This window comes from Paraburkholderia sp. Ac-20336, assembly GCF_017105025.1.
Lineage (GTDB): Bacteria > Pseudomonadota > Gammaproteobacteria > Burkholderiales > Burkholderiaceae > Paraburkholderia.
On record NZ_JAAGPS010000060.1, the window covers coordinates 13282 to 31847 of the forward strand.

Sequence of the window (18566 nt, forward strand, 5' to 3'; positions counted from 1 at the left end):
TGTCTCCTGTTGGCGCGGCCGCGCCGCCACGACGGCTCGGGGGCGGCGGCGCGCTATGATTGCCGGTATCCGCGCTCGTGCGCGATGGGCGCATGCGAACGTGTGGAGCGAATTTGACGCACGCTGCCACCGTGCGTCAATCTTGATTGAGACAATCAACGTGCAAAGCTGGATGACTCAGGAGGAGGCCTGCCGCGCGCTGGGTGTGCGCAAGCAGACCCTGTATGCGTATGTCAGCCGCGGGCGCATCGAAGTGCGCTGGGACCCGGAGCATGTGAGCCGCAAGCTCTATAGCGCGTCGGATGTCGCCGCGCTGATGAAGAAACGCGATCTCGGGCGCGCCCACAAGAATATTGCCGCGAGCACGATGGCGTGGGGCGAGCCCATCATCAACACGCGCATTTCCACGATCGAGCGCGGACGGCTCTATTACCGCGGCACGGATGCGCTCGAACTCGCCGCGCGGGCCACGCTCGAAGACGCCGCGCAATACCTGTGGGACTGCGAGCACTCGCCGCTTTTTCCGACGCTGCGCGACGCGCTGCCGGCTACGCCGGACACCACGCCACTCGCGCGAGCGTATGTATCGATCTCGCTCGCGGCCACCAACCCGGGTTCGAATCTCACGACGGATCCGCGGCGTCTGCACGACGAAGCGGCCAGCCTGGTGGGCCGGCTCGCCAGCAGCTTCGTCGCGCTGAACGGCGACGGTCCCCTGCATCTGCGCATCGCGCGTGCGTGGCGCTGCGAAGCGCAGGCGGATCTGCTGCGCCGCGCGCTGGTGTGGCTGGCGGACCAGGAGCTGACGACCTCGGCGTTTGCCGCGCGCGTGACCGCATCGACGGGCGCATCGCTCGGCGCCTGCATGCTGGCGGGCCTGGCCGCGTTGTCGGGACCGCTGCATGGCGGCGCCCCGGCCCGCGTGCAGGCATTGCTCGGCGAAGTGCGCGAACACGGTGTCGCCACGGCCGTCGAGCACTGGAGGGCCACTCACGGCCCGCTGCCCGGCTTCGGTCACGAGCTGTATCCGCAGGGCGATCCGCGTGCGGCGGACCTGCTGGCCGCGTTCGACGCCCCCGACGATGTGCGCGAACTGACCGCATACGTGCATCGGACGAGCAGCCTCGCGCCGACGATCGACATCGCGCTCACCGCGCTGGCCAGGTACTGCGGCTTGCCGGACGACTCGGTGTTCTCGATGTTCGCGATCGGCCGCAGCGTGGGCTGGATGGCGCATGCCATCGAGCAGATCGCCGACGGGACGCTGCTTCGGCCACGGGCCCATTACGTCGGTCTGCTCAAGTGAGGGGCTTCGTTTCGCCCATTGTCTCCACGAACTGGATTGCGACGGGGTCGATCAATGCGCCGCATAAGCGGCCGTCGACTGCGCGGCGCAAACACGGGTCAACTGGGTCCGGTCAACCATCGAAGCATGCTTTGCCGGCACTGCGGCGGCACCGGCGCCGCGAAATCGCTGCTTCGCCTATACTGTTGCAAGCGCTTCAGGAAATCGATCCATTCGATGTTTTCCATTGTTCCTGGTATCGAGCAGTCATGTCGCCGCAGCCGCCAGTCATCACGATCTCGATCGATTCGATCGTGCATGCTGGTTGCATCAATTCGTTCGCGTCGATTCCGGTCACGCGGCGTCTCCCGCATCTGTCCCGCGACGAAATCGCATAGGGCGGACGCGGCTGAACGGGGCGGCGGCTCTGCCAGGTACAAACGAAACGCTCTGCACGACGCACCTCGTCTCAAGGTGAATAAGAGCACCAGTCACGATAATTGCTCGATTCACGATCAAGCCGATGACGATCGGCTGCGTCGACATTCCAGTCCAATCGTGGAGGCACGAATCATGAACAAGGCAATCAGCATGTCAATCGCGGCCGTCGCCGCACTTGCGCTGTCGGGCGGCGCATACGCACAGAGCCACAACACGCTCGCCACCCCCTCGGTCGTATCGCCGGCCGCCCCGCAGCAGACGAGCGGCTACGGCACGCCCGGCGCCACTGGCTCGGACAGCGGCATGGGCACCGGCTCGCAGAACTCGAACGTGCAGAAGAGCATGAGCAGCACGACGTCCGGCGGCAACGCGTACGGGAGCCACAACACGCTGGCGACCCCGTCCGTCGCGTCGCCGGCCGGCCAGTAACAGTTATCGCGAATGATAGCGAGGCGCGCATAGGCGCAAGGCGAGCACGCGCTTCGAGCTGAACCGCACCCCGAAGGCTGGACATAGGTCCGGCTTTCGGGGTGTTTGTCTTTCAGGTCCTTGCCCTTCTTCTCGAAATTTACTTGACATCTAAACTATCAAAACCTAAATTAATCTCACCGCAGAGTCCATTTTTTGGGGAACCAGCATGCGCATCGTCTGTATCGGTGGCGGCCCGGCCGGGTTGTACTTCGGTCTATTGATGAAAAAACGCAACCCGGGCTATGACGTCACGGTCGTCGAGCGCAACCGCCCCTACGATACGTTCGGCTGGGGCGTCGTATTCTCCGACCAGACGCTCGGCAATCTGCGCGCGGCCGACGCCCCGAGCGCCGAGGCGATTCTCGACGCGTTCAATCACTGGGACGACATCGAAATTCATTTCCGCGGCCGGACGGTTCGCTCGTCGGGTCACGGCTTCTGCGGCATCGGCCGCAAACGTCTGCTCAATATCCTGCAAGCGCGCTGCGAAGAACTCGGCGTGAAGCTCGTGTTCGAAACGCAGGTCATGGACGACACCGCCTACGACGCCGACCTCGTCATCGCATGCGACGGCCTGAACAGCATGGTCCGGCAAAAGTACGCAGCCACTTACGAGCCCGACATCGACGTGCGCGACTGCCGCTTCGTTTGGCTCGGCACGAAAAAGCTCTTCGACGCCTTCACGTTCGCGTTCGAAGAAACCGAATTCGGCTGGTTTCAGGCCCACGCCTATCGCTTCGACGATCAAACCTCGACCTTCATCGTCGAGACGCCCGAGCGCGTATGGCGCGCCGCCGGTCTCGACGACATGAGCAAGGAAGACAGCATCGCATTCTGCGAGAAGCTGTTCGCGAAGTACCTCGACGGCCATGCGCTGATGTCGAACGCAGCGCACTTGCGCGGCTCGTCGCAATGGATTCGCTTCCCGCGCGTCGTCAACAAGGAGTGGGTGCACTGGCGCGCGAACGCGAACGGCACGCAAACCCCGGTCGTGCTGATGGGCGACGCCGCGCACACCGCACACTTCTCGATCGGCTCGGGCACCAAGCTCGCGCTCGAAGACGCCATCGAGCTCGCCAACAGCATGAGCGCGCATCCCGGCGACCTCGCCGCTGCGCTCGCGCACTACACCGAAGTGCGCAGCATCGACGTACTGCGGATTCAGAACGCCGCGCGCAATTCGACGGAGTGGTTCGAACACGTCGACCGCTATACGTCGTTCGAGCCGGAACAGTTCGCGTATTCGCTGCTCACGCGCTCGCAGCGCATCTCGCACGAGAACCTGCGCGAGCGCGACGCGCACTATCTGTCGGGCTTCGAAGACTGGCTCGCGCAGCGTTCCGGCATCGAGCACGCGCCGGAAAAGCACTCCATTCCGCCGATGTTCACGCCGTTCACGGTGCGCGGCGTCACGCTGAAAAACCGCGTCGTAGTCTCGCCGATGGCGCAGTACTCGGCCGTCGACGGCGTGCCCGGCGACTATCACCTCATGCATCTCGGCGCGCGCGCGATGGGCGGCGCCGCGCTCGTCATGACGGAAATGACCTGCGTGTCGCCCGAAGCGCGTATCACGCCCGCATGCCCCGGCATGTACGCGCCCGCGCATCTGGCCGCATGGAAGCGCATCGTCGATCTTGTGCATAGCCAGTCCGATGCGAAGATCGGCATTCAACTCGGCCACTCGGGCGCAAAAGGTTCGACGCGCGTTGCGTGGGAAGGCATCGATCAGCCGCTCGCCGAAGGCAACTGGCCGCTTATCTCGGCATCGCCGCAACAGTACTTGCGCGGCATCAGCCAGCATTCGCGCGAAGCCACGCGTGAGGAACTGCGCGAGATCGAGGCGCAATTCGTCGAGGCAACGCGCATGTCGGTCGAAGCCGGCTTCGACTGGCTCGAACTGCACTGCGCGCACGGCTATTTCCTGTCGAGCTTCCTGTCGCCGCTCACGAATCGACGCACCGACGAATACGGCGGTTCGCTCGAAAACCGTCTGCGTTATCCGCTGCGTGTGTTCAAGGCGATACGCGCGGTATGGCCGCAAGAAAAGCCGATTTCGGTGCGTATTTCCGCGCACGACTGGGTCGAAGGCGGCAATACGCCCGACGACGCCGTGAAGATCGCCGAGGCCTTCAAGGCAGCGGGCGCGGACATGATCGACGTCTCGTCGGGCCAGGTCAGCAAGGAAGAAAAGCCCGTGTATGGCCGCATGTTCCAGACGCCGTTCGCCGATCGCGTGCGCAACGAGGCCGGTATCGCGACGATCGCGGTCGGCGCGATCTCGGAAGCGGACCACGTGAACAGCATCATCGCGGCGGGCCGCGCGGACCTCTGCGCGATCGCGCGTCCGCATCTCGCGAATCCGGCGTGGACGCTCAACGAAGCCGCGAAGATCGGCTATCTCGACGTCGCGTGGCCGAAGCCCTACACGGCAGCCAAAGTCCAGCTCGAACGCAATCTCGAACGCGAACGCGCGCAGGCCATCGCGAACGCGGGCCTCACCGCACAACAACGCGCCCAGCGCGCGGAAGGAACGACGTGAACACGCCAACCTCATGGCTCACTGGACAGCATGCCGTCGTCACGGGCGGCGGCAGCGGCATCGGCGCGGCGGTCGCCGAGGCGCTGCTGCGCGCGGGCGCGCGTGTCACGCTGATGGGCCGCAACGCGCAACGGCTCGAAGCGCAGCGCGAACGATGCGCGGCACTCGGCAACGTGGCCTGCATCAGCGTGGACGTGACGCAGGAAGAAGCGGTCGCGCGGGCGTTCGACCAGGCGGGCGCGGTCGATATGCTCGTCAACAACGCGGGGCAGGCGCAGGCCGCGCCGTTCGCGCATACCGACATGGCGCTCTGGCAGCGCATGCTCGACGTGAACCTCACCGGCGTATTTCTCGGCACGCGCGCGGTGTTGCCGGGCATGCTCGAACGTGGGTACGGGCGCATCGTCAACGTGGCGAGTACCGCGGGGCAGATCGGCTATGCCTACGTGGCCGCATATTGCGCGGCGAAACACGGCGTGATCGGCCTCACGCGCTCGCTCGCGCTCGAAGTCGCGACGCGCGGCATCACGGTCAATGCGGTGTGTCCCGGTTATACGGAAACCGAACTGCTGCACGCTTCGCTCGAACAGATTACGAGCAAAACTTCGCGCACCGAAGAGCAGGCACGCGAAGCGCTGCTGCGCTCGAACCCGCAGCGCCGCTTCGTCAGTCCCGAGCAGGTTGCCAACTCGGTGCTGTGGCTGTGCCAGCCCGGCTCGGACGCGATCACGGGCCAATCCATTTCGATCTCCGGCGGAGAAGTGATGTGAGCAAATCGACACACGCAGGCAAGCCCGCGGCGGCCACCGCCGCAGCCGTAGAAAAGAAGCCGTCGCGCAAAGGTGTCGCCCAACCCGCGGAGAACGTCGTGGACCTCGAAATGAGTACGGGCGCGGACAGCCACATGGGTCTGCGTCTCTGGCTGCGCATGCTGACCACGACGAATCTCGTGCAGGCCGAATTGCGCAAACGCCTGCGCAACGAATTCGACACGACGTTGCCGCGTTTCGATCTGATGGCGCAACTCGAACGCCATCCCGAAGGCCTGAAGATGACCGAACTGTCGCGCCGCATGATGGTGACGGGCGGCAACGTCACCGGCATTACCGATCAGCTCGAAAAAGAAGGGCTCGTCTTGCGCAGCGCCGATCCGAACGACCGCCGCTCGATCAGCGTGTGCCTCACGCCCGCCGGCCGCAAGGCGTTCGACCGCATGGCGGCCGCGCATGAGCAATGGGTCGTCGAAATGTTCGGTGGCCTGAGCATCGACGAAAAGATGCGCACGCATGACCGCCTCGGCAAACTGAAGCAACATCTGCTCGACAGTCTCAAGAACTGACCCATACCGACCCGCCGCCATTACCTTGCAGGGGACACACACATGACACGATCCAACGCCGACGCGCTGCTGGCCGGCAACCGCCTCACGCTCGCCGGATACGAAGCGAAACACTTCGGCTGGTCGGTGACGGGCAAAGTCGCGACGATCACGCTGAACCGCCCCGAGCGCAAGAACCCGCTCACGTTCGAATCGTATGCGGAGTTGCGCGACCTGTTCCGCCAGCTTGCCTACGCCACCGACGTGAAGACGGTCGTGCTCCACGGCGCGGGCGAGAACTTCTGTTCCGGCGGCGACGTACACGACATCATCGCGCCGCTGATCGATCTGCCGATGCCCGAACTGCTGCTGTTCACGCGCATGACCGGCGATCTCGTCAAGGCCATGCGCCATTGCCCGCAGCCGATCATCGCCGCCATCGACGGCGTTTGCGCGGGCGCCGGCGCCATTCTCGCGATGGCCTCGGACATGCGCCTCGCCACCGCGCGCAGCAAGCTTGCGTTCCTGTTCACGCGCGTCGGCCTCGCGGGCTGCGACATGGGCGCCTGCGCGATGCTGCCGCGCATCGTCGGCCAGGGGCGCGCCGCCGAACTGCTGTTCACGGGGCGCTCGGCAAGCGGCGACGAAGGCCATGCGTGGGGCTTCTACAACCGCCTCTGCGAGCCGGCGGCGCTGCTCGAAGAAGCACAGAAGCTCGCCGCCGATCTCGCCGCAGGCCCGACCTTCGCGCACGGCATGACGAAGAAGATGCTGCATCAGGAATGGAGCATGAGCATCGACGAAGCCATCGAATCGGAAGCACAGGCGCAGGCGATCTGCATGAGCACGCGCGATTTCGAGCGCGCGTACAACGCGTTCGCGGCGAAGTCGCGCCCCGTGTTCGAAGGAGATTGAGTTGAGCGCCGCCACTCAGGACCATAAGATCGATATGCACAGCGCACTCGCGTGGCCGTTCTTCGAGCCGCGTCATCGCGAACTGGCCGCCGGCATCGAAGCATGGTGCCGCGCCAATCTCGCGCATGACGATCATCAGGATACCGATGCGACCTGCCGCCGTCTCGTGCGCGAACTCGGCGCGGCGGGCTGGCTGAAATACGGCGTCGGCGGCGTTGCATACGGCGGCCACGGCGACACGATCGACACGCGCGCCGTCTGCCTGCTGCGCGAAACGCTCGCGAAGCATTCCGGTCTCGCGGACTTCGCGCTCGCCATGCAAGGGCTCGGCTCGGGCGCGATCTCGCTCGGCGGCACGCATGAGCAGAAGTCGCGCTATCTGCCGCGCGTCGCGAACGGCACGGCCATCGCCGCATTCGCGTTGTCGGAGCCGCAAGCGGGCTCCGACGTCGCCGCGATGGCGCTCGCCGCTCGCGAAGACGGCGACGCCTACGTGCTCGACGGCGAGAAGACGTGGATCTCGAACGGCGGCATCGCAGACTTCTACGTCGTGTTCGCGCGCACCGGCGAAGCACCAGGCGCACGCGGCATCAGCGCGTTCGTGGTCGATGCCGATACGCCGGGGCTCGACATTGCCGAGCGTATCGACGTGATCGCGCCGCATCCGCTCGCGCGCCTGCGCTTCACGAACGCGCGCGTGCCGAAGAGCCAGATGCTCGGCGTGCCCGGCGAAGGCTTCAAGCTCGCAATGCGCACGCTCGATATTTTCCGCACGTCGGTCGCGGCGGCCTCGCTCGGCTTCGCGCGTCATGCGATGGCCGAGGGTCTCGCACGCGCGTCGTCGCGCAAGATGTTCGGCCAGACGCTCGGCGACTTCCAGCTCACGCAAGCGAAGCTCGCGCAGATGGCGCTGACCATCGACAGCAGTGCGCTGCTCGTCTATCGCGCCGCGTGGCTGCGCGATCAGGGCGAGAACGTCACGCGCGAAGCGGCGCTCGCGAAGTGGCACGCGAGCGAAGGCGCGCAGCAGGTGATCGACGCCGCCGTGCAGCTTTACGGTGGCATGGGCGTGCAAAGCGGCACCGCGGTCGAGATGCTATATCGCGAGATTCGCGCGCTGCGCATCTACGAAGGCGCGACCGAAGTGCAGCAATTGATCGTCGGCCGCGATCTGCTGAAAGCGTACGCCGCCACCGTTGCCGTCGCCGGGGAGCACGCCCAATGAGCGCTTCGTTCGAAAGACCCGTACGCATCCGCTTTTCGCACTGCGATCCGGCCGGCATCGTGTTCTTTCCGCAGTATCTCGTGATGACCAATGCGCTTGTCGAAGACTGGTTCAACGAGGGCCTGCTGATCGACTACGCGCACATGATCGGCCAGCGCCGCATCGGCCTGCCGATCGTCAAGCTCGATTGCGAATTCTCGCGGCCGAGCCAGATGGGCGAGACGATCACGCTGACGCTGAGCGTCACCGTGATCGGCCGCAGTTCGATCGGCCTCGACATCGTCGGTCACTGCAACGGCGAAACGCGCTTTCGCGCGAAACAGGTGCTCGTAACGATGTCGTTCGAGACCGGCAAATCCATCGGGATTCCCGACGACATCGCGAGCGCGCTCGCGGCATACGCCCCATCGTCCCATCCATCGAAGCGCACCGAGGCGCAACGCTCATGAAAAAAGCTCTCCTTCCCGCCGGCTGGATCAAACCACGCGGCTATGCGAACGGCGTCGCGGCCACCGGCACGCAGGTGTTCATCGCCGGTCAGATCGGCTGGGACGAACAGGCCCAGTTCCATACTGACGACTTCGCCGCGCAAGCGGTGCAGGCGATCAAGAACCTGCTTGCCGTGCTGCGCGAAGCGGGCGGCAAGCCCGAGCACCTCGTGCGCATGACGTGGTACGTCACCGACAAGCGCGAATACCTCGCGGCGCTGAAAGACATCGGCCGCGCGTTTCGCGAACTGATCGGCGATTACGACATCGCGATGAGCGCGGTGCAGGTCGTTGCGCTGATCGAGGATCGCGCCAAGGTCGAGATCGAGGCCACCGCCATGATTCCTCATTGAAAGCCGCGCCGCCCCACACGCCAAACACAGTGCATTAACCGGCTCAACGACACCGGGAGACCATGATGGAACCGTCGGCACACGTCGATACTTTCGCGCGCGACAATCTTCCGCCGCAGGATCAATGGCCCGTCTTTCTGCTCGACAACCCGGACGTGGGCTATCCAGCACGGCTGAACTGCGCGACCGAACTGCTCGAACGGACCATCGAAGCCGGTTATCGCGACCGGCCGGCCATCTGGTCCGACGTGGACGGCAAGCCGCACGCGACGACCTACGGCGAACTGCTCGCGCTCGTGAATCGCAGCGCCCATGTGCTCGTCGATGAAATGGGTTTGCAGCCGGGCAACCGCGTGCTGCTGCGCGGACCGAATACCTTGCAGATGGCCGTGGCGATGTTCGCGGCGCTGAAGGCCGGGCTCGTCGTCGTGCCGACCATGCCGCTGCTGCGCGCGAAAGAACTGAAGCAGATTATCGTAAAAGCGCGGATCAGCGCCGCGCTATGCGATGCGCGCCTGACCGGCGAACTCGCGCGCTGCACCGATCCCGCCGACGAGTTCTACTGCCCGACGCTCACGCAAACGCGCCGCTTTCACGACGACTCCGCCGATTCGCTCGACACGCTCGCGGCCAGCAAGCCCGCGCACTTCACCGCATGCGATACGGCCGCCGACGACGTCTGCCTGATCGCGTTCACGAGCGGCACGACCGGCGCGCCGAAGGGCTGCATGCATTTCCATCGCGACGTGATCGCGATGTGCGATCTGTTTCCGCGCCATGTGCTGAAGCCGTCTTCGACCGACATCTTCTGCGGTACGCCGCCGCTCGCGTTTACGTTCGGCCTCGGCGGATTGCTGTGCTTTCCGCTGCGCGTCGGCGCCTCGACGGTGCTCGTCGAAAAGCTCACGCCCGAAACGCTGCTCGTGCTCGTCGAACGTTTCGGCGCAACGGTCATGTTCACGGCACCGACTTTTTATCGGCAAATGGCGCCGCTCGTCGCGCAACACAACGTGTCGACGCTGAAGAAAACCGTGTCGGCCGGCGAAGCGCTGCCCGATTCGACACGCCGGCTATGGCATGACGCGACCGGGATCGACATGATCGACGGCATCGGCGGCACCGAGCTGATCCATATTTTCATTGCGGCGCAGGGTGACGAGATTCGCGCGAACGCGATCGGCCGCGCGGTGCCCGGCTACGTCGTGCAAGCGGTAGACGACGACATGCGGCCGGTGCCGCCCGGCACGATCGGCAAGCTCGCGGTGCGCGGCCCGACCGGCTGCCGCTATCTCGCCGACGACCGGCAACTGCGCTTCGTGCGCGACGGCTGGAATCTGCCCGGCGATTCGGTCTATCTCGACGCGGACGGCTACGTGTTCTACCAGGCGCGCGCCGACGACATGATCGTCTCGGCCGGCTACAACATCTCCGGCCCCGAAGTGGAAAGCGTGCTGCTGCAACACGAAGCGGTGGCCGAATGCGGTGTGATCGGCATCCCCGACGAAACGCGCGGACAGATCGTCAAGGCATTCGTCGTGCTGAACCCCGGCTATACCGCCGATGACAAAACGGTCGCGCAACTACAGGATTTCGTGAAGAATAGCGTGGCGCCTTATAAATATCCCCGTGTCATCACTTTTGTCGGCGCACTGCCGCGCACCGAAACCGGCAAGCTCAAACGTTTCGAGTTGCGTACGATGACGTAACCCACTTCATGGGATCGAAATCGCATGACAGGCTCTTTCATCGAAGTCGTCGCCGAAGACGGCGGCTGTTTCAACGCTTATGTCGCGCGGCCCGCGCAGGGCTCCGGCCCCGGGCTCGTGCTGCTGCAGGAAATTTTCGGCGTCAACGACTCGATGAAAGCGACCGCCGACCGCTACGCTGAAGAAGGTTACGTCGTGCTCGTGCCGGACCTGTTCTGGCGCATCAAGCCGGGCATCGACCTCGGCTACGGCGAAACCGACATGCAACAGGCGCTCGGCTATCTCGGCCAGTTCGACGCCGACCTCGCGGTCAAGGACATCGCCGCCACCATCGCCACGTTACGCGGGCTGCCCGAACAGGCGGGTAAGGTCGGCGTAGTCGGCTACTGCCTCGGCGGCAAGCTCGCGTTTCTCGCCGCAGCGCGCACCGACGTCGACTGTGCGGTCAGTTACTACGGCGTGGGCCTCGACGCCCATCTGAACGAAGTGCCGTCGATCCACTGCCCGATGGTGTTTCACTTCCCCGAGAACGACGCGCATTGCCCACCTGAAACGCGCGAGCGCATCGGCGCGGCATTGCGCACGCGGCCGCACATCGAGCAATACCTGTACCCCGGCTGCGATCATGCATTCGCGGCGCCGGCGCGCAAGCAATACGACAAGCCCGCCGCGATGATGGCGTACTCGCGCACGCTCGCGCTGCTGCGCAAGGTGCTCGGCCCCGTCTACGATCTCAACGCGCTGTGGGAAGCGCATTGCTATCACGAGTTCGCGACGCGCGACGTCGATGCGGTCATGCCGACGATGGTCGCGCAACCGTATGTCAATCATGTGCCAACGATGACGGGCGGTGTCGGCCACGACAATCTCAAACGCTTCTACACGCATCACTTCGTCAACTCGAATCCGCCCGATACCAGGCTGATTCCGATTTCGCGCACGATCGGCGCGGACCGCATTGTCGACGAATTCATTTTCAGTTGCACGCATAGCTGCGAAATCGACTGGCTGCTGCCGGGCGTTGCGCCGACCGGCAAGTACTTCGAAGTGCCGATGCTCGCGGTGGTGTGCTTCCGCGGCGACAAGCTCTATAACGAGCACATCTATTGGGATCAGGCTTCGGTGCTGGTGCAGGTGGGATTGCTTGATCCTGAGGGGTTGCCGGTGGCGGGAATCGAGAGTGCGCGGAAGTTGCTCGATGAAACGTTGCCTTCGAATCGGTTGATGGGTGGGAAGTCGAAGGTGTGAGTGGTGGCCGCCGACGTCGCTGTTACTTGACTCAGAACACGCGCAAGGAAAGTTTCGCGTCGAGCCGGTCATAAAGCGACGGCGGCAGCTTCACAAACGATGTGTTGTCGCCGCCACGAGAAAAAGAAACCGCGTCGTTATTCAGCCAAACCAGTTCGGGAACTGGCGTGCTGAAGGTTCTGCGCACGAGTAACTCGCCTGAGCCGGCGTCGTAGACTCGGCCGACGTAGTCCGGATTGTTGCCGCCTCTCCATTGAAGCAGGCATCGCTCTGCGATGTAGTGGCGGTTTTCGGACATGCGTCTAATGCATTCGCTCGCACTGAGGTCGGTCGTGTGGGTGGCGAGTCGGAGAATGACGAACCCGAACAGGAATATGGGTATCCACCACTTTGCCAGAGAGCTTAATTTCATAAGTGGACTTCGTTATGGATTGGTCGTCTTGATTGTTCACGGAACTTCCGACATTGAAATGCCGAAGCGGAAAGTCTTACCTTCCACTCCAGCCGATTCTCGACGAATAAGGCAATCTGCCACAATCGGAATACGCTGAAAATTCCCATCTATTGTGGCGACCTCTCGCATCAATAACGATGCGTCAACATTGACAGTACGAGCGCGAAGCGTGTACTCGAACACGGCGGCAAGCGTAGCATTCTCCCTCCGCAATCGCCCCGACACCCCGCCCATCATTTCGTAGTTGTGTCGCACAACTCATCAGGCTAGACTCGACCATCCCCTTACAATCGACAAACGACCGCAGGGTTCGGCCCCTTGAACCTGGCCAGCAAATATCGCCAAACCACGGCCGCCGACGCACTGCCCCGGCTCGCAGCCTCGTCCAACATCGGACAGTCCCCGGCCGACTCGCCGCAAACCCGATCCACTGCGCCACAGGAGCGCCCGCATGACCCATGCCATTCACGGCCGACAACGCTGGCTCGCGCTAATCGTTCTATGCCTCGGCGTACTGATGATCGTGCTCGACACCACCATCGTGAACGTCGCGCTGCCTTCCATCGCGGCCGATCTCGGTTTTAGCGAAACCTCGCTTGTGTGGGTCGTCAACGCGTACATGCTCACGTTCGGTGGCTGCCTGCTGCTCGGCGGACGGCTCGGCGATCTATACGGGCATCGCAAGCTGTTTCTCAGCGGCATTACGCTCTTCACGCTCGCTTCGCTCGCGTGCGGCATGGCGAACTCGCAAGTGCTGCTGGTCGCCGCGCGCGCCGTGCAAGGCTTGGGCGGGGCGATCGTCTCGGCGGTATCGCTGTCGCTAATCATGAATCTGTTCACCGAACCCGGCGAACGCGCGAAAGCGATGGGCGTGTACGGCTTCGTCTGCGCGGGCGGCGGCAGCATCGGCGTGCTGCTCGGCGGCTTGCTGACGAACCTCTTGAGCTGGCACTGGATCTTCCTCGTCAATCTGCCGATCGGCATCGCCGTGTATGCGCTGTGCCTCGCGCTGCTGCCCGCCGCGCGCGGACACGCGCACGGCGAGCGGCTCGACGTGGCCGGCGCGGTCACCTTCACCGTATCGCTGATGCTTGCCGTCTACGCGGTCGTGAACGGCAACGAAGCGGGCTGGACCTCGCTGCAAACGCTCGGCCTGCTATGCGCCGCGCTTGCGCTGCTCGGCGCGTTCCTTGCGATCGAAGCGAAAGTCGGGCATCCGTTGATGCCGCTCGGCCTCCTGCGTCTGCGCAATGTCGCGACCGCTAACGTGGTCGGCGTGTTGTGGGCCGCGGCGATGTTCGCGTGGTTCTTCATCTCCGCGCTGTACCTGCAACGCGTGCTCGGCTACCGGCCGTTGCAGGTCGGGCTGGCATTCCTGCCCGCCAACCTGATCATGGGATTTTTCTCTCTCGGACTCTCGGCGCGCGTCGTGATGCGCTTCGGGCTGCGTTGTCCGCTCGCAGTTGGTCTGCTCGTCGCCGCGTGCGGCCTCGCGCTATTCGCGCGTGCGCCCGTGGATGGCGGCTTCGTGCCCGACGTGCTGCCCGGCATGATCCTGCTCGGCTTCGGCGCGGGCATCGCGTTCAATCCGCTGCTGCTTGCCGCGATGAGCGACGTCGATGCGGCCGACTCGGGTCTCGCGTCAGGCATCGTCAACACGTCTTTCATGATGGGTGGAGCGCTTGGACTCGCGGTGCTCGCGAGTCTCGCCGCGGCGCGCAGTGAAGCGATGCAGGCCACGGCTAGCGCGGCGGCCGCGCTCAACAGCGGGTATCACGTGGCATTTCTGTTTGGAGCGGTTTTCGCGGCTGCGGCTGGTGTGCTGGGTGGCTTGTTGTTGAGGCCGGGGCAGGCTGGTGGTGCTGAAGCGGCCTCTCAGTTGGACTCCGGACCTGCGTCTGATTCGACTGCGGCCACCTCTTCTACAGAACATTCGCGCGGCGCGGACAATACAACGGCGACAGAGAACTACTGAATTCACCGCCCGTCACTCGCATAACAGAATGCGGTTGAAAAGAAATCGCGCCGTCAGATCAAAGTTCTTTCGCCATATCGACGATTGTGGAATTCGTGCGCGACGGGTGCGGCCGTCGCCCTGTTTCAACATAGCCGAGTTTCGAATAGAGCGCGATGTTCCTGCTCATCAACGCATTCGTGTAGAGCTTCATGCTCGATTTGCCGTTCGCTTTGGCGCGCCGCTCGGCCTCCGCAATCAGGCGAGCGCCGATTCCCTTGCCGGCATGATCGGGGTCTACCGCGACATTGAAAATCAGATCATGTGCATCGCCGGATTCGACGACGATAAGACCCGCGACTTCGTCATGCACACACGCCAGCATCACTTCACCGCGCGCGATGTGTGGCGCGTGATCTTCCACAACGGGCTGCGGATGGAAGCCGAGAACCGGTAACCACGCTGCGTAGGCACGTTCGGTGATTCGCCGCACGACGGGAAGATCTTGTAACGTCGCGTTTCTGATTTCGGTTTGCATTGGCGTGGCCCACTTAGTTATGACGTGCTCAATTGCGGCTCGCAATAGCCACCGCCGCACCGCCGAGCGCAAATGCGCCAACACGATTGGCAAAGCGAACCGCGCGAGGCGTGCGCAGAATAAAGCGCGCCTTATGGGCCAACAATATCCAGCTCAGGTCGATCGCGGCCAACGTCACGAGAGTAACCGACGCAAGCATCGCCCACTGCCGCACACCCACCGACGAAAGATCGATCAACGCCGGCAGCAACGCAATATAGAAGACCATGATCTTCGGATTACCCAAGGTAACCGCCATGCCCGCACCGAACATCGATAGCGAGGAAGATCGGCGCGGCAGCGTATCTTCTGCTTCCGTTGCGGGTTGCCGCCACATCCGGATTGCGAGCCAACACAGGTAAGCACAGCCAAGCCATCTGATCGCGTGAAAGATGAACTGGAAGGTTTGAGCCAACATCGTGAGCCCGGCCATTGCCATGCTGAGCCAGATCACCTCGCCGATCCACATCGCCGCGACGAAAGGAATCACACCGCGCCATCCTCTCGCGATAACGCGCGAGACCAGTGCGACGACGCTCGGGCCGGGAGTCGCCGCGTTGAGCAGCAATGCACCTGCAAAGATAGCGACGGATAACAGTTCCATGCGGATTTCCCTGGCGAGTTTGTGGGATCGTCTTCGTGAAATGGCGACGATCGAAACCGGTGCGCCGAATATGAATGGCCTTACTGCCCGACTTTTTCCGACTCCACGACGATGTCCAGCACGTAAGCGACCGACGCCCCATCGGCGGGCGGGTTATTGACAGTAAAGCGCTTCACGCGCAGCACGTTGCGAATGCCCGGCGCATGCGAATAACCCTCGATATCCTGGTTCAGTGGCTGCCATTCGCCAGGCTTGCCGGTGGGCAAACCCTGCTCGTCGAAGTGGCGTTCGCGCACCAGCAGACATTGCCTGTTCGGAATCAGCGGATGGTTGCATGGCACGGTCTGCGGGGCCACTTCGAGGAAGGCCGTTTCGCCGGGACCGCCAAAGCGTGTTTGCGCGGTGGGCACACCGGTAAAGCTCAGCGTATCACCGTTATCCATGACCAGTTGCAGGCTGGGCACATTGCCGCGAGCCAGCAGGTTCACGCTGACACTACCGCGCAGGCGCTGCGAAATGGCGTCGTCGAGTGCGGCGAGATTCGGATCGGTGCAGGCCATCATCGTGCTCGCCATCGAGCCGATTTGCATGCGGCCTTTCCGGATGCTGTACGCGGCGCCCAGGTTATTGCAGCTATTCACCACGTTCAGCCGGTCAGCGCTGAAGTCCAGTTGCAGCGGTTGGTCCGGTCTCACGAACAGCGCGTCGATGCGCGTGCCCTGGCTGTCGATCGCGTTGTTAAGTTGCCAATGGTACTGCCCGAGGATGGTCGTGCCGCTGGTCGATGTCGTGCTCGCCACAGCGGCGGACGAGGCGGACGATGATGGAGCCGGATTCGTCGCTTCAGGCGAATGCGCGCAGGCGGCTAAAGCGAGCGGCAGTAATAGCGTGCGGTATTTCACGTCGGTACCTCCGGTGGTTCGGTGGATGTTCCTGGCGGCTGGCCGCGTTAAAGACGGATGAACGAGGGATTCGGGTTGCTTAGGGGAATTCCAAGGAGAACCCTCGAATGGTACATCCGACTGCGTTATACCGGGTTTTCGGGCTGATTTAGTCCTGATAGTGAATGTCGACTCGATGCTCGACAGGATAACCCAAGCGGATTGCCAATACTCGTGCGTGTGGTTTTTTGCTGGTGAGATTCTTATTCGAGGTTGAATCACAGCTGTGACCTTATTCGGCTTTATGTCGCGAAGTTCTGGATGCCGAATCTGATTCTCGACGTAGTGACCGGCATTCGATACCGCATCAATATTCGGACAGGTTTAACAGTTTGTAAAGGTTTGCGTTCAACGCTATTTTTTAGCGCGCTTCTATCTGATACGATCTGCGCTTCTATTCAGGCATACGCACCGGACTCCTAATGTTTTTCAGACGAGAAACTTTGTACATATACGAGAAGTCAGACTTCTCCTTCGACTCCTGGTTGATTTGGGGCCGTAAGCAGCTTACGCGCGAGGAACAGGATGAAATAAAGGAGGTATTGAGAATTGCGCATGAAGACTTCGTGAAGTGGTTCGATCCTGATTCGTGGACAACGAATTGTGCGGACATGCACCAGCTGCGGCATCTGTTGAGAAGCACCGATCACACATTGCTTATCCATATTATGAGCAATCATGAGGTCGCCCGGGCAGTACATGAGAAACTCAGAAGCGGTCAGCTGATTTTTATTCCGCCACGGGAGGCGGTTGGACGGTACATCGAGAACGCTCGGAGGAGGCGTGAGCAGGTGATGGGGAGAGGAAGATCCGCTGTGCCTGAAGAACAGGCCGTGGCTCTTTCCATCTCGCGTGCTGTCACATCCTACGGCAATGCGTCGCGTGGTCCGGTGGCACCATCGCCTGTGGCTGATTTTATGGCTAACGAAGTGGGTGAGGATGTTGACAAACTGGTTGGCATGTCTCCGGGTTTGCAGGCGGATTTGAAGAAGTTGGGGGATGCGGGGTGGCAGATAAACTATAGAGAGGCGGACAAAGGCTCAGATACCGATCGATCAAATAGCTTTATCTGGCTAGACTCTACTCTCAAAAATAATCCCAGGACATTGACAGAAACCCTCTCCCACGAAGTTGGGCATGCGATGTACTCGTACAAACCAGATTACTCATCAAAAGCCGCTTACGTAAGCGGAACGCTAAAGGACGAGGCGGCGGCGACCATGAACAATATTCGGACTGAACGCGAAATTCTTGAACACGGTGGTCCAGACATCGGAATACTTGGAGTCAACCATGCTGCCTACAGTCAAGCTTATGATCAGTTCCTGAAAGATGGGAACACTGCTGCCTGTCTGGATGCAATCGGAGCTGCATTCGGCAACGAAACCACCTCGAACACACGACAGACCTACGTCGACTACTATGGAAGCTGGTATGAAAATTCCCACCCGTTCAGATAATTTGTTCTGGACGTCTGCAATGCTTTGCCTCGCAATTGGGCTCACTGGGTGTGCAAAAATGACCCAAGACCACAGGGAAAATTCTCAAATTATGCAAACATCTATGACACTGTGGCAAACCATCGATGCACTCGCTCAGCATATTCCATTTAGCAAAAATAATGTCGAAAACGTACTATCGGCTCATCTTGCTGAGAAGGATACCAGTGAGAGTCCTATTCAGAACACGGCATTTCTGTTCTATATAGGCGGTCCCGTCAATCTGACTGATGGTGCTGTAATCAGCAACGTGGATTTACGTATCCGGCGCAAGGCAGGACATCCTGGCTTTCTTGTACTCAACATGAAGGGGAGATGTGTCAGTCTTGATGAGGTACGTTCACACTATAGTGACCTCAAACTAACATATCCACCTCGCCCCGATTCAACGTATGCCTTTACAGGATACTCGACCTTCCCATCGTGGGGGAGATTGTCATTTAGTTTTCTGGAGCGCAATCCAAATTGTCTTTCGTCATTGTCTTTTGATCCCAAGCCTATCGAAGCGGGCAACATGATGGCATGGCCTTCGGCAACTCGTCGATAGA

Annotated in this window: 19 protein-coding genes; 15 read left to right on the forward strand and 4 right to left on the reverse strand. The window is 62.0% G+C overall.

The features are described from left to right. Positions 1-142 precede the first annotated feature (142 nt). The 12 genes from GXB81_RS17895 to GXB81_RS17945 all read left to right on the forward strand — a co-directional run bounded on the left by GXB81_RS17895 (position 143) and on the right by GXB81_RS17945 (position 11989). Complete coding sequence (locus GXB81_RS17895) at positions 143-1306, forward strand: citrate synthase family protein (RefSeq protein WP_241016414.1); 1164 nt, start codon at positions 143-145, stop codon at positions 1304-1306. A 248-nt stretch (positions 1307-1554) separates the two neighbouring features. Continuing rightward, on the forward strand, positions 1555-1683 hold the full coding sequence (locus GXB81_RS31775; RefSeq protein WP_277396792.1) for a hypothetical protein: 129 nt from the start codon (positions 1555-1557) through the stop codon (positions 1681-1683). Between the two features lie 175 nt (positions 1684-1858). Further along, on the forward strand, positions 1859-2155 hold the full coding sequence (locus GXB81_RS17900; protein WP_167042811.1) for a hypothetical protein: 297 nt from the start codon (positions 1859-1861) through the stop codon (positions 2153-2155). 208 nt (positions 2156-2363) lie between these two features. Continuing rightward, positions 2364-4736 (forward strand): bifunctional salicylyl-CoA 5-hydroxylase/oxidoreductase, encoded by a 2373-nt coding sequence (locus GXB81_RS17905; RefSeq protein ID WP_205989912.1) that lies wholly within the window; start codon positions 2364-2366, stop codon positions 4734-4736. Beyond that, entirely contained in the window at positions 4733-5506 is a 774-nt protein-coding gene (locus GXB81_RS17910; RefSeq protein WP_205989913.1) for an SDR family NAD(P)-dependent oxidoreductase, read from the forward strand. The genes GXB81_RS17905 and GXB81_RS17910 overlap by 4 nt, the downstream gene beginning before the upstream one ends. Continuing rightward, positions 5503-6075 carry a MarR family transcriptional regulator gene (locus GXB81_RS17915; RefSeq protein WP_167042817.1) on the forward strand — a complete coding sequence of 191 codons (573 nt, stop codon included), beginning with the start codon at positions 5503-5505 and terminating at the stop codon, positions 6073-6075. The genes GXB81_RS17910 and GXB81_RS17915 overlap by 4 nt, the downstream gene beginning before the upstream one ends. A gap of 42 nt (positions 6076-6117) precedes the next feature. Then, positions 6118-6969, forward strand: coding sequence for an enoyl-CoA hydratase family protein (locus GXB81_RS17920; RefSeq protein WP_167042819.1), 852 nt, complete (start codon positions 6118-6120; stop codon positions 6967-6969). Between the two features lie 34 nt (positions 6970-7003). Further along, positions 7004-8194 carry an acyl-CoA dehydrogenase family protein gene (locus GXB81_RS17925; protein ID WP_205989929.1) on the forward strand — a complete coding sequence of 397 codons (1191 nt, stop codon included), beginning with the start codon at positions 7004-7006 and terminating at the stop codon, positions 8192-8194. After that, the gene (locus tag GXB81_RS17930; RefSeq protein ID WP_167042821.1) at positions 8191-8643 is read left to right on the forward strand and encodes a thioesterase family protein; all 453 of its coding nucleotides are present in this window, start codon (positions 8191-8193) and stop codon (positions 8641-8643) included. Before GXB81_RS17925 ends, GXB81_RS17930 begins: the two co-directional genes overlap by 4 nt. Beyond that, on the forward strand, positions 8640-9035 hold the full coding sequence (locus tag GXB81_RS17935) for a RidA family protein (RefSeq protein ID WP_167042823.1): 396 nt from the start codon (positions 8640-8642) through the stop codon (positions 9033-9035). Before GXB81_RS17930 ends, GXB81_RS17935 begins: the two co-directional genes overlap by 4 nt. A 65-nt stretch (positions 9036-9100) precedes the next feature. Next, positions 9101-10741, forward strand: a complete 1641-nt coding sequence (locus GXB81_RS17940) for an AMP-binding protein (protein WP_205989930.1) — start codon at positions 9101-9103, stop codon at positions 10739-10741. Positions 10742-10765: 24 nt separating this feature from the next. Continuing rightward, positions 10766-11989, forward strand: a complete 1224-nt coding sequence (locus tag GXB81_RS17945) for a dienelactone hydrolase family protein (protein ID WP_205989914.1) — start codon at positions 10766-10768, stop codon at positions 11987-11989. A 31-nt stretch (positions 11990-12020) separates the two neighbouring features. Here GXB81_RS17945 and GXB81_RS17950 read toward each other — a convergent pair whose 3' ends face one another. Next, positions 12021-12401: a hypothetical protein gene (locus GXB81_RS17950; protein WP_205989915.1), complete on the reverse strand. Its 381-nt coding sequence runs from the start codon at positions 12399-12401 to the stop codon at positions 12021-12023. 493 nt (positions 12402-12894) lie between these two features. Here GXB81_RS17950 and GXB81_RS17955 point away from each other — a divergent pair, with 493 nt between their 5' ends. Further along, positions 12895-14418 carry a DHA2 family efflux MFS transporter permease subunit gene (locus tag GXB81_RS17955; protein WP_205989916.1) on the forward strand — a complete coding sequence of 508 codons (1524 nt, stop codon included), beginning with the start codon at positions 12895-12897 and terminating at the stop codon, positions 14416-14418. 58 nt (positions 14419-14476) lie between these two features. Here the strand turns inward: GXB81_RS17955 and GXB81_RS17960 are convergent, their stop codons facing one another. From GXB81_RS17960 to GXB81_RS17970, 3 genes are all read right to left on the reverse strand, one after another. Next, a complete protein-coding gene (locus GXB81_RS17960) occupies positions 14477-14935 on the reverse strand; it encodes a GNAT family N-acetyltransferase (protein WP_205989917.1) in 459 nt (152 codons plus the stop codon). 28 nt (positions 14936-14963) lie between these two features. After that, a complete protein-coding gene (locus GXB81_RS17965) occupies positions 14964-15578 on the reverse strand; it encodes a LysE family translocator (protein ID WP_205989918.1) in 615 nt (204 codons plus the stop codon). Positions 15579-15658: 80 nt separating this feature from the next. After that, positions 15659-16480: an META and DUF4377 domain-containing protein gene (locus GXB81_RS17970; protein WP_205989919.1), complete on the reverse strand. Its 822-nt coding sequence runs from the start codon at positions 16478-16480 to the stop codon at positions 15659-15661. A gap of 461 nt (positions 16481-16941) precedes the next feature. Here GXB81_RS17970 and GXB81_RS17975 point away from each other — a divergent pair, with 461 nt between their 5' ends. Further along, positions 16942-17979 carry a hypothetical protein gene (locus tag GXB81_RS17975; protein ID WP_205989920.1) on the forward strand — a complete coding sequence of 346 codons (1038 nt, stop codon included), beginning with the start codon at positions 16942-16944 and terminating at the stop codon, positions 17977-17979. Beyond that, the gene (locus GXB81_RS17980) at positions 17954-18565 is read left to right on the forward strand and encodes a hypothetical protein (protein ID WP_241016415.1); all 612 of its coding nucleotides are present in this window, start codon (positions 17954-17956) and stop codon (positions 18563-18565) included. The genes GXB81_RS17975 and GXB81_RS17980 overlap by 26 nt, the downstream gene beginning before the upstream one ends. Position 18566: the final 1 nt, after the last annotated feature.

Excerpts from the sequence above, each read along its gene's own strand:
- GXB81_RS17935 (WP_167042823.1), top strand. The coding sequence starts at position 8,640 with ATGAAAAAAGCTCTCCTTCCCGCCGGCTGGATCAAACCACGCGGCTAT.
- GXB81_RS17900 (WP_167042811.1), top strand. The coding sequence starts at position 1,859 with ATGAACAAGGCAATCAGCATGTCAATCGCGGCCGTCGCCGCACTTGCG.
- GXB81_RS17950 (WP_205989915.1), bottom strand. The coding sequence starts at position 12,401 with ATGAAATTAAGCTCTCTGGCAAAGTGGTGGATACCCATATTCCTGTTC.
- GXB81_RS17980 (WP_241016415.1), top strand. The coding sequence starts at position 17,954 with ATGAAAATTCCCACCCGTTCAGATAATTTGTTCTGGACGTCTGCAATG.
- GXB81_RS17940 (WP_205989930.1), top strand. The coding sequence starts at position 9,101 with ATGGAACCGTCGGCACACGTCGATACTTTCGCGCGCGACAATCTTCCG.
- GXB81_RS17960 (WP_205989917.1), bottom strand. The coding sequence starts at position 14,935 with ATGCAAACCGAAATCAGAAACGCGACGTTACAAGATCTTCCCGTCGTG.
- GXB81_RS17920 (WP_167042819.1), top strand. The coding sequence starts at position 6,118 with ATGACACGATCCAACGCCGACGCGCTGCTGGCCGGCAACCGCCTCACG.
- GXB81_RS17945 (WP_205989914.1), top strand. The coding sequence starts at position 10,766 with ATGACAGGCTCTTTCATCGAAGTCGTCGCCGAAGACGGCGGCTGTTTC.
- GXB81_RS17955 (WP_205989916.1), top strand. The coding sequence starts at position 12,895 with ATGACCCATGCCATTCACGGCCGACAACGCTGGCTCGCGCTAATCGTT.
- GXB81_RS17965 (WP_205989918.1), bottom strand. The coding sequence starts at position 15,578 with ATGGAACTGTTATCCGTCGCTATCTTTGCAGGTGCATTGCTGCTCAAC.
- GXB81_RS17925 (WP_205989929.1), top strand. The coding sequence starts at position 7,004 with ATGCACAGCGCACTCGCGTGGCCGTTCTTCGAGCCGCGTCATCGCGAA.
- GXB81_RS17905 (WP_205989912.1), top strand. The coding sequence starts at position 2,364 with ATGCGCATCGTCTGTATCGGTGGCGGCCCGGCCGGGTTGTACTTCGGT.
- GXB81_RS17975 (WP_205989920.1), top strand. The coding sequence starts at position 16,942 with ATGTTTTTCAGACGAGAAACTTTGTACATATACGAGAAGTCAGACTTC.
- GXB81_RS31775 (WP_277396792.1), top strand. The coding sequence starts at position 1,555 with ATGTCGCCGCAGCCGCCAGTCATCACGATCTCGATCGATTCGATCGTG.
- GXB81_RS17930 (WP_167042821.1), top strand. The coding sequence starts at position 8,191 with ATGAGCGCTTCGTTCGAAAGACCCGTACGCATCCGCTTTTCGCACTGC.